Origin of the sequence: Corallococcus sp. RDP092CA (genome assembly GCF_041903675.1) — a bacterium.
Taxonomy (GTDB): Bacteria; Myxococcota; Myxococcia; order Myxococcales; family Myxococcaceae; genus Corallococcus.
This window is the reverse complement of sequence record NZ_JAYESI010000009.1, coordinates 126,047-138,261: the sequence shown is the minus strand read 5'-3', so window position 1 is coordinate 138,261 and position 12,215 is coordinate 126,047. Positions and strand designations below refer to the sequence as shown.

Annotated in this window: 12 protein-coding genes; 4 read left to right on the top strand and 8 right to left on the bottom strand. The window is 72.8% G+C overall.

Annotated elements, in window-relative coordinates:
* Positions 1-12 precede the first annotated feature (12 nt).
* Complete coding sequence (locus tag U8525_RS12815; protein WP_374265243.1) at positions 13-1,188, bottom strand: AI-2E family transporter; 1,176 nt, start codon at positions 1,186-1,188, stop codon at positions 13-15.
* A 137-nt stretch (positions 1,189-1,325) separates the two neighbouring features.
* Here U8525_RS12815 and U8525_RS12810 point away from each other — a divergent pair, with 137 nt between their 5' ends.
* Positions 1,326-1,742: a DoxX family protein gene (locus U8525_RS12810; protein ID WP_374265241.1), complete on the top strand. Its 417-nt coding sequence runs from the start codon at positions 1,326-1,328 to the stop codon at positions 1,740-1,742.
* 11 nt (positions 1,743-1,753) lie between these two features.
* Here the strand turns inward: U8525_RS12810 and U8525_RS12805 are convergent, their stop codons facing one another.
* Positions 1,754-3,040, bottom strand: coding sequence for a threonine/serine exporter ThrE family protein (locus U8525_RS12805; RefSeq protein WP_374265239.1), 1,287 nt, complete (start codon positions 3,038-3,040; stop codon positions 1,754-1,756).
* A gap of 135 nt (positions 3,041-3,175) precedes the next feature.
* Here U8525_RS12805 and U8525_RS12800 point away from each other — a divergent pair, with 135 nt between their 5' ends.
* The gene (locus U8525_RS12800) at positions 3,176-3,982 is read left to right on the top strand and encodes a pseudouridine synthase (RefSeq protein WP_374265237.1); all 807 of its coding nucleotides are present in this window, start codon (positions 3,176-3,178) and stop codon (positions 3,980-3,982) included.
* Here the strand turns inward: U8525_RS12800 and U8525_RS12795 are convergent.
* The 4 genes from U8525_RS12795 to U8525_RS12780 form a co-directional block, all read right to left on the bottom strand.
* The gene (locus U8525_RS12795; RefSeq protein WP_374265235.1) at positions 3,979-4,263 is read right to left on the bottom strand and encodes a hypothetical protein; all 285 of its coding nucleotides are present in this window, start codon (positions 4,261-4,263) and stop codon (positions 3,979-3,981) included. The genes U8525_RS12800 and U8525_RS12795 overlap by 4 nt on opposite strands.
* Before the next feature lie 167 nt (positions 4,264-4,430).
* Positions 4,431-5,333 (bottom strand): glycoside hydrolase family protein, encoded by a 903-nt coding sequence (locus tag U8525_RS12790; RefSeq protein ID WP_374265233.1) that lies wholly within the window; start codon positions 5,331-5,333, stop codon positions 4,431-4,433.
* 63 nt (positions 5,334-5,396) lie between these two features.
* Positions 5,397-6,467: an MBL fold metallo-hydrolase gene (locus U8525_RS12785; protein ID WP_374265231.1), complete on the bottom strand. Its 1,071-nt coding sequence runs from the start codon at positions 6,465-6,467 to the stop codon at positions 5,397-5,399.
* 76 nt (positions 6,468-6,543) lie between these two features.
* A complete protein-coding gene (locus U8525_RS12780; RefSeq protein ID WP_374265229.1) occupies positions 6,544-8,079 on the bottom strand; it encodes an ELWxxDGT repeat protein in 1,536 nt (511 codons plus the stop codon).
* A gap of 150 nt (positions 8,080-8,229) precedes the next feature.
* On the opposite strand from U8525_RS12780, the gene U8525_RS12775 reads away from it, so the two are divergent.
* Positions 8,230-9,600 carry a TAXI family TRAP transporter solute-binding subunit gene (locus U8525_RS12775; protein WP_374265227.1) on the top strand — a complete coding sequence of 457 codons (1,371 nt, stop codon included), beginning with the start codon at positions 8,230-8,232 and terminating at the stop codon, positions 9,598-9,600.
* Between the two features lie 45 nt (positions 9,601-9,645).
* Here U8525_RS12775 and U8525_RS12770 read toward each other — a convergent pair whose 3' ends face one another.
* Positions 9,646-9,984, bottom strand: a complete 339-nt coding sequence (locus tag U8525_RS12770; protein ID WP_374265225.1) for a TerB family tellurite resistance protein — start codon at positions 9,982-9,984, stop codon at positions 9,646-9,648.
* Positions 9,985-10,220: 236 nt separating this feature from the next.
* On the opposite strand from U8525_RS12770, the gene U8525_RS12765 reads away from it, so the two are divergent.
* On the top strand, positions 10,221-11,291 hold the full coding sequence (locus tag U8525_RS12765; RefSeq protein ID WP_374265223.1) for a LuxR C-terminal-related transcriptional regulator: 1,071 nt from the start codon (positions 10,221-10,223) through the stop codon (positions 11,289-11,291).
* Positions 11,292-11,332: 41 nt separating this feature from the next.
* On the opposite strand, the gene U8525_RS12760 is transcribed toward U8525_RS12765, so the two are convergent.
* The gene (locus U8525_RS12760; RefSeq protein ID WP_374265221.1) at positions 11,333-12,214 is read right to left on the bottom strand and encodes an alpha/beta hydrolase; all 882 of its coding nucleotides are present in this window, start codon (positions 12,212-12,214) and stop codon (positions 11,333-11,335) included.
* Between the last annotated feature and the right edge of the window lies 1 nt (position 12,215).

Here is a 12,215-nt window from a genome sequence, read left to right as displayed (position 1 = left end):
GGGCGCGGGCCGTCAGTGGTTGGACGGCGTGTCGGCGTCCTCGATGGGGGCGCCGGACTCCGTGGTGAGCACGACGGGCTGGCCGCCGGACGGGAGGGGGCCGCCCGGGGTGGCCGGGTCGCCCAGCCGGGCGTTGGGGCGGCCGTAGTCGCGCTCGTAGATGCGCACCACGGAGAGGAAGAAGGCGACGATGAGGGGGCCCAGCAGCAGGCCCACCGCGCCGAACGCCGCCAGTCCGCCCAGGAGCGCGAAGAAGACGATGGCGCCGTGCTGGTTCATGCCCTTGCGGGCCAGGAGCGGCTTGACGACGTTGTCCACGAGCCCCACCACGACCACGCCCCAGATGGCCAGGAAGAGCGCCGCCCACGGGTGGCCGCTGAGGAACATCAGGCCCGCGGCGAAGAGCACCACCACCGCGGCGCCCACGGCGGGGATGAGGGCGAGGAAGAAGGTGAGGCCCGCGAAGAACAGCGGCGCGGGCACCCCCACGATGAGGAAGCCGATGAGCGCGGCCCCGGCCTGGACGCCCGCGGTGGCGATGGTGGAGACGAGCACCGACACGGAGGTGCTCCTGAACTCGCGCAGGAGCTCCTGCGTCTGGCCCCGCCGCAGCGGCGACACGCTCTCGATCCACTGCACCAGCCGCTCGCCGTCGGTGAGGAAGAAGAAGAGGGCGATGAGCATCATCGTCGTCTGGAGGATGAGCGTGCCCGTGGCCGCCACCGCGCCCGTCACGGCCTTGGCGGCGGTGCCGCCCTGGGTCGTCACCTGCTCCTGGAGCTTCTTGTCCAGCTCCGCCTGCTCCAGCGGGAGCCGTTCGATGAGCTTGCTCACCGGGTGCTGGATGCCGCTGGGGAGCTTGCTCACCAGGCCCTCCATGCCCTCCTGCTGCGCGGTCTGCGTCACGAAGCGCGCGCCCTCGGACACCTCCGCGACGACGAAGGCGGTGAGGCCGCCCAGGGGCAGGAGCAGCGCCAGCAGGATGCCGGTGACGATGAGGCCGGCGGACACGGTGCCATGGCCGCGCAGCCGCCGCTTGAGCCGGGTGTGGAGGCCGTGGAAGGTGCCCGCCAGCACCGCCGCCAGGAAGAACGCCTCCGCGAAGGGCCGGATGACCAGGCACAGCAGGAAGATGGACAGCAGGATGAGACCCACGAAGACGCGTCGCGCTACCTGATCGGAGGCCATGGCCCCGCGAAGTTATGACGCCGGACCGGTTGGCGGGAGCCTGCCCGGCCGGATTGTCCCGGGGACATTCCCGGCGCCCCGCCCGGTTGCCTGCTCGCGGGGCTTGGGAGCGACCCAGGGGGCGCTAGAGTGCGCGCATGCCGCCCTTTGACTCCGCCCGCTTCACGCCCTGGCTCCCGCAGCTCCTGTGCGCCGTCTTCCTGGCCATCCTCTTCCTCCAGTCCGGCCTGGACAAGGTCGTGGACTGGAAGGGGAACCTGGGGTGGCTGACGGGGCACTTCTCCAAGTCGCCCCTCAAGGGCGTGGTGACGCCGATGCTGGCGGTCATCACCCTGATGGAGCTGGCGGCCGGGGCGCTGAGCGCGGCGGGCGCGGTGATGCTGCTGGTGAGCGGCGACCCGCTCCTCGCGTACCTGGGCGCGGTGCTCTCCGCGCTGTCGCTCCTGGCGCTCTTCTTCGGCCAGCGCATGGCGAAGGAGTACGCCGGCGCGGCGGTGCTGGTGCCGTACTTCATCGTCGCCGTCGCGGCCGTGTACCTGCTGCGGCTGGCGTGAGGCCGGGCCCTCTAGAGCACCTTGCGCGAGGGCATGATGGCGTTGGCGGACAGCAGGCCCGCCGCCAGCGCCACCGCGACCATCAGCATGGAGAAGGCCGTGTCCACGCCGGCCACCACGTCGCGCTCCAGCAGTGACGCGAGGCTGCGGAAGCCCACGCTGCCGGGGACGAGCAGCATCAGGCCCGGCACCACGGTGGTGACGGCGGGCCGGTTGCGGAGCCGCGCCAGCGCGTTGCTCCCCATGCCCAAGAGCAGCGCGCCCGCGAAGGCGCCCAGCTGGGGCCCCAGGAGCAGCGCGCCCAGCCGCGCGCCCATGAACGCGGCGGCGCCGGCCAGGGCGATCCACCCCCAGTCGCGGGGCCGGGCGCGGAAGAGCACCGCGATGGCGAAGCCCGCCACCACGAGCGCGATGACGGCGACCGCCGGGGGCGTCGCCGCGGGCAGCGCGGACGGCGTGGGCACCGGAGGCAGCACCGTGGCCACGCGGCTGCCCAGGGCCGCGCCGAAGCCCAGCTGCAGGAAGATGAGCGCGGCGTGGGTGAGGCGCGAGGTGCCGGAGATGAGGTTGCGCGTGGCCACCTCGTTGACGGCGATGGTGAGCGTGAGGCCGGGCAGGAGGACGATGAGGCCCGCGAGCGTGGCCACCTCGCCGTGCAGCGGGCCGAAGAAGTGGGCCGCGATCCCCGCGAACGCGGCGGACAGCACCGCCGCCACGGGCTCCAGCACGCGGGCGGTGGTCGGCTGCTTGCGCGTCAGCAGGTCCAGCACGCCAATGGCCAGGCTGCTGACGCCGGAGACGGCCAGCTCCTTCCAGCCGCCGCCGAACAGCAGGGCCGCGGAGGCGCCGGCCAGCATCCAGCAGAGCAGCTGCAGGGCGGGGCCGTAACGCGGCGGGCGGGCGAGGATGTCCTCCACGCGGTGGGCGCCCTCGGTGGGCGAGAGGCGCCCCTGGATGACGTCGTCCGCGAGGAGGTCCAGGAGGATGAGGCGCTCCAGGTCCATGTCGCCGGGCTCCACGCGGATGAGGCTGGTGCGCAGGTCCTCGGGGGGGCCGAAGGAGGCGAAGATGGAGGTGGGGGTGGAGAAGAAGCGGGCCTCCAGGCCCAGCCGCTCGCTCACCCGCATCATCAGGCCCTCCAGGCGGTGGGCGGGCGTGCCGTGCCGGTGCAGGGCGTGGCCCAGGCGCAGCACGAAGGCCACCGCGGGGCCGGGCGGCGGGGGCGCGAGGGCCGCGACGAGCTCGGGCGGGGCTTCGACGATGTCGGAGGGACGCGTGGACACGGCGGGCGCGCACATGCGCAGAGCCGCCTGGGCGAGTCAAACGGTGGGGCGCCTCCCTGGAAGCCCGCCTGCTCGCTCCAATGTGCGGGGGGCTCGGGGAATCCCCGGGCGTGACGCATCTGATACAGCGGGCGGCACACGGGAGGACGCATGGCGCGCAAGCAACGGACGCCCAGGTGGCTGGAGGCCGCGAGGCGCAGGGGGCCGGAGGCCCCGGCGGGGCCCGCCGCGGACTGGCTGGCGCGCGCCCTGGGCCGCGCGGGCGTGCTGCCTCGGGCCGAGGCCGAGCAGGCCATCCGCGACGGCCGCGTGGAGGTGGAGGGCCGGGTGGAGCGGGAGCCGTTCGCGCCGGTGGGGGAGGGCGCGCGGGTGCGGGTGGACGGCGTGGAGCGCGCGCTGACACGCCGGGTGCGGGCGCTGATGTTCCACAAGCCCGCGGGGCCGGTGGTCCACGGCTCGGATCCAGAGGGCGTGGGCACGGTGTTCGAGCGGCTGCGCGCGGTGCTGCCTCCGGAGCTCCAAGGCTTCGAGTGGTACGCGGTGGGCCGGCTGGACCGGGACACCACGGGGCTCCTGCTCTTCACCAACGACGAGCGGCTGGCGCGGCACGCGACGGCGCCACGGACGCACCTTCCCAAGCGCTACGTGGCGCGGGTGGAGGGGGTGGCGCCGGAAGCGGCGCTGACCCGGTTGCGAGAGGGGTTGGTGCTGGAGGACGGCCCCACGCGCCCGGCGGAGGCGGTGCTCCGGGCGCCGGACGTGGTGGCGCTGACGCTCACGGAGGGGCGGCACCACCAGGTGAAGCGGATGCTCGCGGCGGTGGGGCACCCGGTGCTCGCGCTGCACCGCGAGGCGGTGGGGCGCGTGGTGCTGGACGTGGCGGAGGGGGCGTGGCGCGAGCTGACGGACGCGGAGGTGGTGGAGGGATTGGGCTTCCAGCCCGGTGCGGCGGCTTAGCGGCCGAGGTTCTTGAGCAGCTCCCGCGCCCTCGCGGGGTTGGACATGAACCTGGGGGACATCAGCATGTACCGGTCGTGGGCCCTCCGGGCCTTGGTCTTGTTTCCGGTCAGCGTGTAGGCGGTCTCCAATCCCAGCCAGGCGCGCCGGAGGCTGGGATTGTTCCGGGTGACGTCCTCCAGGAGCTTCACGGCCTGCTGGTGGTCGGCGCGGGTGCCGGGCTTGAGCTTGATGAGCGTCAAGCCCAGCTCCAGCTTGACGTCGAACGAGCCCGGCTTCATGGCCAGGGCGCTCCGGTAGGCGGTGGCGGCCTCCGGGAACTTCTCGTCAAGGTGTCCCCCGCCTCGAGCGCCATGGGCCGCCCACCTTAGCCCCAGAATCCCGGGACCACCGAATAGGCGTCTTCGCGTCTGTCCAACCCCGTGTGTAGGTTGGCGCCTCACCCCGGTCAGGGGTTTGGCTTCGTGGCGCCGGCGGCCAGCGTGACGTACAGGTGGCCCAGCTCGGTCAGCTCGCCGGAGGCGCCCAGCAGGTTGATGGCGGGGATCTCATTGTTGCGCCCGGAGAACCATGCATAGCGCTCGATGGCGGGCTCCGACTCCAGGTAGCCAATGGCATCCACCATGTACTGCTTCTGCACGTCCACGGTGATCTCGTCGTGCGGCCGGTCCCCGCACGCGAACTCCGTCAGCCAGAGGGGCTTGTTGTACTTCTTGAACAGCCCCACGTACCACTTGAGCGCGCCCACGTCGCACGCGTACCAGTGGATGGCAATGGCATCCACCTGGCAGTCCGCGCAGGCCTTGAAGAAGGCGTCCAGGTACGCCACGGGGTCGGTGAAGGTGACGCCGTCCTCCGACACGCAGTCGCCGCAGTAGTTCACCGCCGGGGACACCAGCCTCAGCCCCTTGCGGCGGGCCACCTCCTCCAGCACGGGCCAGAGCGCCGCGGCCTGGCGGGGCGTCTTGTTCGCCTGGGATTTGAAGTTGGGCTCGTTGAAGCCCAGCAGCTCCTTCGCGTCCGCCGGAAGCTCCGACTCGAGCTGGGCCACCGTGGGCGTGCCGCCCCAGGCCATGGGCACGAAGGAGACGCGCTCCGCGACGTGGACGCTGGCCGCGCCGCTCTCCGGCTGGGGCGACCAGTTGTACCACCAGCTCACCCCCGGGGAGAGCGCCTCCAGGTCCTCCGCCGAGTGGTGGCCATACGCCAGGCCCCGCTTCGCGCTCTTCGTCACGGCGGGGGTGGGGTCGTCTGTCTGGGGTTGTGCTCCGGCCGCGGGGTCGCACCCCCCCAGCGGCGACAGCAGGACGGCCAGGCACAGCGCGACGGGCAGCCGGAGGGAGCAGGTCATGGCCCGGGACTCTACGCGCGGGGCTCGGGGAGGCGTCGAGCCCTGGCGCCAGTCACCCGGCCGTCACGGCGCCAGCCGGGGCACGAGCCGGGGCTCGCCCACGTCGCGCCACCACGGCGTCACGCCCTCCACGCGCGAGGGCTCCAGGCTCCGGCCCAGGCCCGGCGTGAAGAGGCGCACCTGCTGCTCCGTGGCCAGCTTCACCAGCGTCTCCACGGGCTCGTCCCACGCGTGCAGCGCCAGGTTGAAGGTGCCCCAGTGCACCGGCATCAGCGTGCCCCCGCCCAGCATCGCGTGCGCCTTGAGCGCGTTCTCCGGGCCCAGGTGGATGCCGCCCCAGCTCGGGTGGAAGGCGCCCACCTCCAGCATCACCAGGTCGAAGGGGCCGCACCTCTGGCCAATCTCCTCGAACTCCGTCGTGAGGCCGGTGTCGCCGCTGAAGAACAGCCGGTGCCGGTCCGTGGTGAGCACCCACGACGCCCACAGCGTCGCGTTGCGGTCGCCCAGGCCCCGGCCGGAGAAGTGCTGCGAGGGCGCCGCGCGGAAGGACACCGGGCCCATCCGCTGCTCCTCCCACCAGTCCAGCTCGATGATCAGCTCCGGCGCCACGCCGAAGGCCTCCAGGTGGCGCCCCACGCCCAGCGCGGTGACGAAGGGCACGCGCCGCTTCGCCAGCGCCCGGATGGTGCCGCGGCACAGGTGGTCGTAGTGGTCGTGTGACACCAGCACCGCGTCCAGCTCCGGCAGCGCGTCCACCGGCACGGGCGTGGCGTGGAAGCGCCTGGGGCCCGCGAAGGACACGGGCGAGGCCCGGTCTCCGAAGACGGGGTCGGTCAGCACGCGCGCCCCGTCCACCTCCAGGAGCATCGTGCTGTGCCCCAGCCACGTGACGCGCAGGCCCGTGTCCGGCGCGCGGGCCCAGGCGCCGCGCGGGTCGTCCACCGGCAGCGGCGCGGGCGGCGTGCGCTGCGCGCCGCCGAAGAAGTACTCGCCCAGCAGGGGCAGCGGGTTCCCCTGGAGGCCGGGCCCCACGGGGGCGGTGTTGCGGAAGCCGTGACCCTCGAACTGGCGGGAGGCCCGGCTGCGCTCGAGCCGGAGTCCCGCGCTGCGGGCGCTGTCGCTGACGGTGGGCATGAGGTGGTGTCTAACACCCACGCCTCCGCCGGGCACGGTCACCCGCCCGGGGCCCAGGCGGGGAGGCGCCGCCCGCCTACTGCGCGTCCTCCGGCGCCACGCAGGTGTTCTTCAGCGCGCTGGACCAGAGCTGGGCGTTCAGCGTGTCGTCATAGGCGTTGAAGTAGACGCGGTCGCCGTGGCGGAAGAACTCGCGCGGATAGGACGAGCCCGTCGCGTCGATGTTCTTCAGGCGGCGCGTGCCGGCCACCGTGCCGTTGCTCACCCAGGGCTCGATGCCCGCCGAGCCCTCGGGCGCGCTGAAGAACACCAGGTTGTCCGCCACCGCGTACACCGGCGAGCTGTACTCGTCCGACAGGCTCAGCGGCCGGCGCAGCAGCGTGGTGCCCCCGGCGGTGCCGTCCGTCACCCACAGCTGCGTGTCGCGCGGTGCGGGGCTGTTGCTCCCGATGACCACGGAGAAGAACAGCTTCGTGCCCCCCGGCGCCTGGCTCACGGCGTCGATGAAGGGGAACGCCTCGCCCTGCGACGTGTAGGCGTTGGGCAGGGTGACGACGGGCTCCGGGTTCCCGCCCGCGAGCGGCACCCGGTACAGCACCATGTACTGGGTGCTGTAGGACGTCGTCGTGACGTACGCGTACGCGCCCAGCGCGCCCACCACCCGCATCGCGCGCGTGGCGCCGAAGGAGGCCAGCCGCAGGGTGCCGCCGGCCGTGCCGTCCGTCTTCCACAGCTCCGACAGGCCGCTGCGCTCATCCAGCTTGAAGAGGGTGAGCGCGCCGGAGGGGCGCACGTCGTTGGGGTAGGTGTCGGGGCCCGCGTCCATCCGCTTCAGCCGGACGGTGCCCGCGTCGGTGCCGTCCGTCCTCCACAGCGAGGTGGCGCCCTGGAGCTCGCGCACGAAGAACAGCAGCGCGTTGCCCTGCCTGGCGTCCAGGTAGCTCACGTCCACGCCCGTGCCGAAGTCGCGCACCCGCACCGTGCCCGCGTCGGTGCCGTCCGACCGCCACAGCTCGTAGCGCGTGGCGGACGTCGTGGCGTCATACGTCTCCTTGAAGAACACGAGCGTGGCGCCGGCCGCCGTCAGGTGCGTCAGGGTCGAGCCCTCGGCGCCCGGCGTCAGGTCCTTCACCCGCCGGGTGCCGGCCGTCGTCCCGTCGCTCACCCACAGCTCGGCGCCGGCCGCCGCGTCCGGCGCCTGGAAGAAGAGCCGCGTCGGCGTGGCGGTGAGCTGCGACAGCAGGGGCGTCGAATCGCCGGCCGTCGCCGGGAAGGCCTTCACCTCCGTGGTGCCCGCGTCCGTGCCGGTGGTCCGCCACAGGCCGCGGCGGCCGTCCTCGTAGTTCACCGCGAAGTGCAGCGTCCCCTGGAAGTCCTCGAAGCCGCCCGGCCCCATCGTGAAGCGCGGGATGCCAAGCTCCGACGGAGGGAGGATCGTCTTCACCCGCTGGGTGCCCGCGTCGGTGGGGAGGCAGAGGCCCTCCGCTGTCACTTCTGGGGCCGGGGTGGGCTCCTGTGCGAGACCGGCCTCCGCCTGCTCCTCGGGAAGCGCCCCGCCGCAGCCCACCCCCACCACCAGCAAAGACATCACCCACCCGCCGCGCCAACCCATGCCACACCCCTTCAAAAAGGCCTGGGAGGGAGGGTGTGTCGCGCAAGGGGTTGCGCCAAGTGCCCCCGGGTCTGGACCTGCCTGCCTGCCTGGGCCGACGCGGGGTGCGGCGGGGCCCCGCACGGCGCGGTCGGTATACTGCGCATCCTCATGAAGACGGACACGTTGAAGTCGCAGCTCAAGCGCACGTTGCGGCGCGACCTGTGGTTCGCCATCGCCCCCGCGGTGCTCGTCATCGCGGTCGCGTTCGCGGTGACGTTCTATTTCGTCAAGCCCGCGCCGCCCAAGACGCTGGTGATGGCGCTGGCGCCGGAGGAGGGCGGCTTCAACTACCTGGCCAGGCGCTACCAGAAGTTCCTCGCGCAGCAGGGGGTGACGCTGGAGCTGCGCAACACGAAGGGCTCCGTGGGCAGCGTGGCGCTGCTGAGCGCCGAGGACAGCGGGGTGGACATCGCCTTCGCGCAGAGCGGCACCACCGGCGGCAAGGGGCAGGAGGCGCCGGAGCACGTGGCGTCGCTGGGGAGCCTCTCCTACGTGCCGCTGTGGGTCTTCTACCGGGGCGAGCCCTTGGACGACGTGCGAGGCCTCGCGGGCAAGCGCATCGCGGTGGGGCCCGAGGAGGGCGGCACGCGGGCGCTGGCGATGACGCTGCTCCAGGCGAACAAGGTGGACGCCGCGCCCACGGAGCTGCTGCCGCTGGAGCGGGACGCCGCCATCGACGCGCTGACGCAGGGCAAGGTGGACGCGGTGTTCCTGGTGTCGCCGGCGGAGTCGCCGCGCATCCAGAAGCTGGCGGCGGTGAAGGACGTGCGCCTCTTGAGCTTCAAGCGCGCGGAGGCGTACACGCGCCGCTACCCGTACCTGTCGCGCCACGTGCTGCCTCGCGGCGTGTTCGACTTCGCGAAGGACGTGCCGGATGAGGACGTGGTGCTGCTCGCGCCCAACGCGCTCCTGCTGGCGCGCGACACGCTGCACCCGGCGCTCGCGTATCTGTTGATGCGCGCGGCCAGCGAGATCCACGGCACGGCGGGCCTCCTGGACAAGACGGGCGAGTTCCCCGCGCCGCTCGCCGCGGGCTTCCCCCTGAGCAGCGAGGCGAAGCGCTACTACGCGACGGGCGTGCCCTTCCTGCAGCGCTACCTGCCGTTCTGGGCGGCGAACCTGGTGGACCGGCTGTGGGTGATGCTGGTGCCCATCATCGCGGTGGTGGTGCCGCTGGGGCGCGCGGTGCCCGCGGTGTTCCTGTGGCGGGTGCGCTCGCGCATCCACCGGTGGTACGCGCGGCTGAAGGAGATTGAGATCCAGCTGGAGGAGAACCCGGACCAGGAGATGCTCCAGGACATGCTCAAGCGGCTGGAGGAGGCCGAGCGCGAGGTGAACCGCATCGCGGTGCCGCTCGCCTACGCGGAGAACCTCTACTTCTTCCGCGAGCACGTGGACGTCGTGCGCCGCCGGCTCACCCGCAGGCTCGCGGGCGCGCCCGAGCACAAGGACGCGCACCCGCTCCAGATGCCCGCGTGACGTGACGCGCGGCGGCCCGGGGCCTCCGGGCCGCCGGCGGGGACCTCAGGGGGCGATGCCGAGCAGCTCGCGGATCTGCCGGGCCATGGCGATCTCCGACTCGTGCACGTGGCCGTCGCCGACGATGAGGGCGTGGACCGCGTCGAGCACGGCCTTGGGGTCCTCGCGCAGGATGCCCAGGTTCGGCGGCGGGAGCGGCTGGCCCTCCTGGAGGCAGCGGGTGAGGGCGCTGAGCTCCGTCAGGGGCACGCTGAAGCCGCGCGCCGTGTCGATGATGGCGTCGATCTCCTCCCGGGTGACGCGGTCGTCGCTGGTGGCCACCTGAAGCAGGAGCTTGATGACTTCGATGTGGAAGTGGGCGTCAGGGGGCGGCGGGGCGGCCATGCGGGTCGAATCCTCCAAAGGCGGTCCAGGCTGACCTGCCAGGGGGGGCGCCGTCCAGCGCGACGGCATCCTCCCGTTGGGGAGCGGAAAGGGCGGGGCGCGGGATGCGTCCTTGGGACCCGCGCCGGGTGGAGCGGGCGGCCACGCCCGACATGCCTGTCATACCTCCGTGGAGGGATGGGCCTCGTTTCCGCCCTCGTAATACTTGCTGGGTATTGAAAACGGGGGTTGTACCCATGGGCAAGGCACGGAAGTTCCTGTCGCGTGAGCAGGCGTTGATCGCGGAGCTGAAGGAGGCGCTGGGCAACGCCCGGACGCTGGAGGATGTCTACGAGGCCATCTCCCACGCGCTCCTCTCGCTCTGCGAGGCGGACCACCTCGCGGTGGGCTGCGCGAATCCGGATGGGACGGCGGGGCTGCAGTGGAAGACGGAGACCGTCCACCCCCTCCTCAAGGATTACGCGGACTGGGTGCAGGAGGACTTCGTCTTCCGGGCCACGGTGGTCCAGCCCAACGTCGTGCTCAGCGACGTCCAGATGCTGCGGGGGCAGCCCCTGTCGGAGACGGAGACCTTCCGGCGCAGCCAGGGCGCGGGGCTGAAGCTCAAGCGGGTGCTGGCGTCGCTCCTCTTCACGGAGCAGGACCTGAAGGGCGGCATCGCGCTGTACCGGGAGTCCCCCCGGCCCTTCACGGTGCGGGCGCAGTGGTTCCTCCAGCAGCTCATCCCCTCCATCTCCAAGGCGGTGGCCCGGCTGCAGGAGTTCTACGCCCTGCGCTTCGAGCGGGACCTGCTGAAGGCCATCGCCATGGGGGGGAGCCCGGTGCTGGTGCTCAACAGCCTGGGGCGGAAGGTGGTGGACACGGGGCCGGCCCTGCCGATGCTGGAGCGGTGGTTCGCGCCCCACGAGCTCAGCGACGGCGTGCCCCGCGCCTGGGTGGAGCGGGTGCGGGCGTTGTCCCGCTTCGACGTCGCGGCGGATCCCCGGCTGGAGTCCCTCACGCTGGAGCGCGGCGCGGACCGGCTGGACGTGACGTTCGGTCCCTCCACGGTCAGCTGGGGCGGCCGCAACCTGTGGCAGGTGCGCATGCACGAGCGCGCCCACTGGATGCGTCCGGACTGGAAGGAGAGGCTCACCGCCCGGGAGTCGAGCGTGGCGGACTGCCTTCACGAGGGCCTGGCGAACAAGGAGATCGCCTCCCGCCTGGGGGGCTCGGTGGAGACGGTGAAGGTCCACATCAAGTCGCTGTTCGAGAAGACCGGCACCCACAGCCGCGCGGAGTTCGTCGCCAAGGGCCGCCGCGTCTGATTGGTGCCCCGGCGCGGTCCGCCCGCGCCGGAGGTTGACGCTCATAGCGCGCGGCCGAAGAAGTCGCGCAGCTGGCGCGCGTAGCCGTCGCGGTCCTTCTGGGCGTACTCGCCGTGGGCCGCCTCCGGCACCACCCACTGCTCACGGGGCTGACAGGCCGCGCGGTAGAGGCGGCCATCCTGCTTCTGGGGGCCGTCCGGGTCGCTGCCGCCGTTGATGAGCAGCAGCGGCCGGCCCTCCAGCCGACACATGCCGTCCACGGGCCGCACGGCGTCCACGTCGATGCCGGCCCGGCGCAGGCCCCACAGCACCGCCCAGGTGCTCAGGCCGTAGTGGGAGCCCATGTCCTCCGCCAGGTCCGGGAACGCGCCCGCCGCCGCCACGGCCTTCACCCGCGCGTCCTCCTGCGCCACCAGCAGGGCCGTCGTCCCGCCCAGGGAGAAGCCGAACAGGCCCACCCGCCCCGCCGTCACGTCCGGCCGCGCCCGCACGAAGGCCAGGGCCGCGCGCACGTCCTCGCGCTCGCTGTCGCCCCAGCCCACCGCTTCGCCTTCGCTCTCGCCCTGGCCGTGCAGGTCGAAGAGCAGGACGCCGTGCCCCGCCTCCGACAGCACCCGCGCTTCGAAGAGGACCCGCGTGCGGTTGTCCGCGAAGCCGTGCACCAGCACCACCGCCGTCCCGTCCTTCGAGGGCACGTACCACCCGCGAAGCGTCCGCCCCGCGGCCTCGAAGGACACGTCCTCCAGGCCCGGCAGCGCGTCCGGGCCCGTGGGCCGCGCCACCGGGATGCGGGCGGGGTGCACCAGGGCTTGCGCCGTGCGCAGGCCCCTCGCCGCCGTGAACCCGCCCGTTCCCAGCGCGCCCAGGACGAGCCCCAGCGCGGCGAGGCGACCCCAGCGGACGCGGTACTTCTTCGTGGACACG

What these genes read in the sequence shown, in the direction of transcription:
- U8525_RS12790 (WP_374265233.1), bottom strand. Translation starts at nt 5,333, where the DNA reads ATGACCTGCTCCCTCCGGCTGCCCGTCGCGCTGTGCCTGGCCGTCCTG.
- U8525_RS12765 (WP_374265223.1), top strand. Translation starts at nt 10,221, where the DNA reads ATGGGCAAGGCACGGAAGTTCCTGTCGCGTGAGCAGGCGTTGATCGCG.
- U8525_RS12780 (WP_374265229.1), bottom strand. Translation starts at nt 8,079, where the DNA reads ATGGGTTGGCGCGGCGGGTGGGTGATGTCTTTGCTGGTGGTGGGGGTG.
- U8525_RS12770 (WP_374265225.1), bottom strand. Translation starts at nt 9,984, where the DNA reads ATGGCCGCCCCGCCGCCCCCTGACGCCCACTTCCACATCGAAGTCATC.
- U8525_RS12800 (WP_374265237.1), top strand. Translation starts at nt 3,176, where the DNA reads ATGGCGCGCAAGCAACGGACGCCCAGGTGGCTGGAGGCCGCGAGGCGC.
- U8525_RS12775 (WP_374265227.1), top strand. Translation starts at nt 8,230, where the DNA reads ATGAAGACGGACACGTTGAAGTCGCAGCTCAAGCGCACGTTGCGGCGC.
- U8525_RS12810 (WP_374265241.1), top strand. Translation starts at nt 1,326, where the DNA reads ATGCCGCCCTTTGACTCCGCCCGCTTCACGCCCTGGCTCCCGCAGCTC.
- U8525_RS12805 (WP_374265239.1), bottom strand. Translation starts at nt 3,040, where the DNA reads ATGTGCGCGCCCGCCGTGTCCACGCGTCCCTCCGACATCGTCGAAGCC.
- U8525_RS12795 (WP_374265235.1), bottom strand. Translation starts at nt 4,263, where the DNA reads ATGAAGCCGGGCTCGTTCGACGTCAAGCTGGAGCTGGGCTTGACGCTC.
- U8525_RS12785 (WP_374265231.1), bottom strand. Translation starts at nt 6,467, where the DNA reads ATGCCCACCGTCAGCGACAGCGCCCGCAGCGCGGGACTCCGGCTCGAG.
- U8525_RS12815 (WP_374265243.1), bottom strand. Translation starts at nt 1,188, where the DNA reads ATGGCCTCCGATCAGGTAGCGCGACGCGTCTTCGTGGGTCTCATCCTG.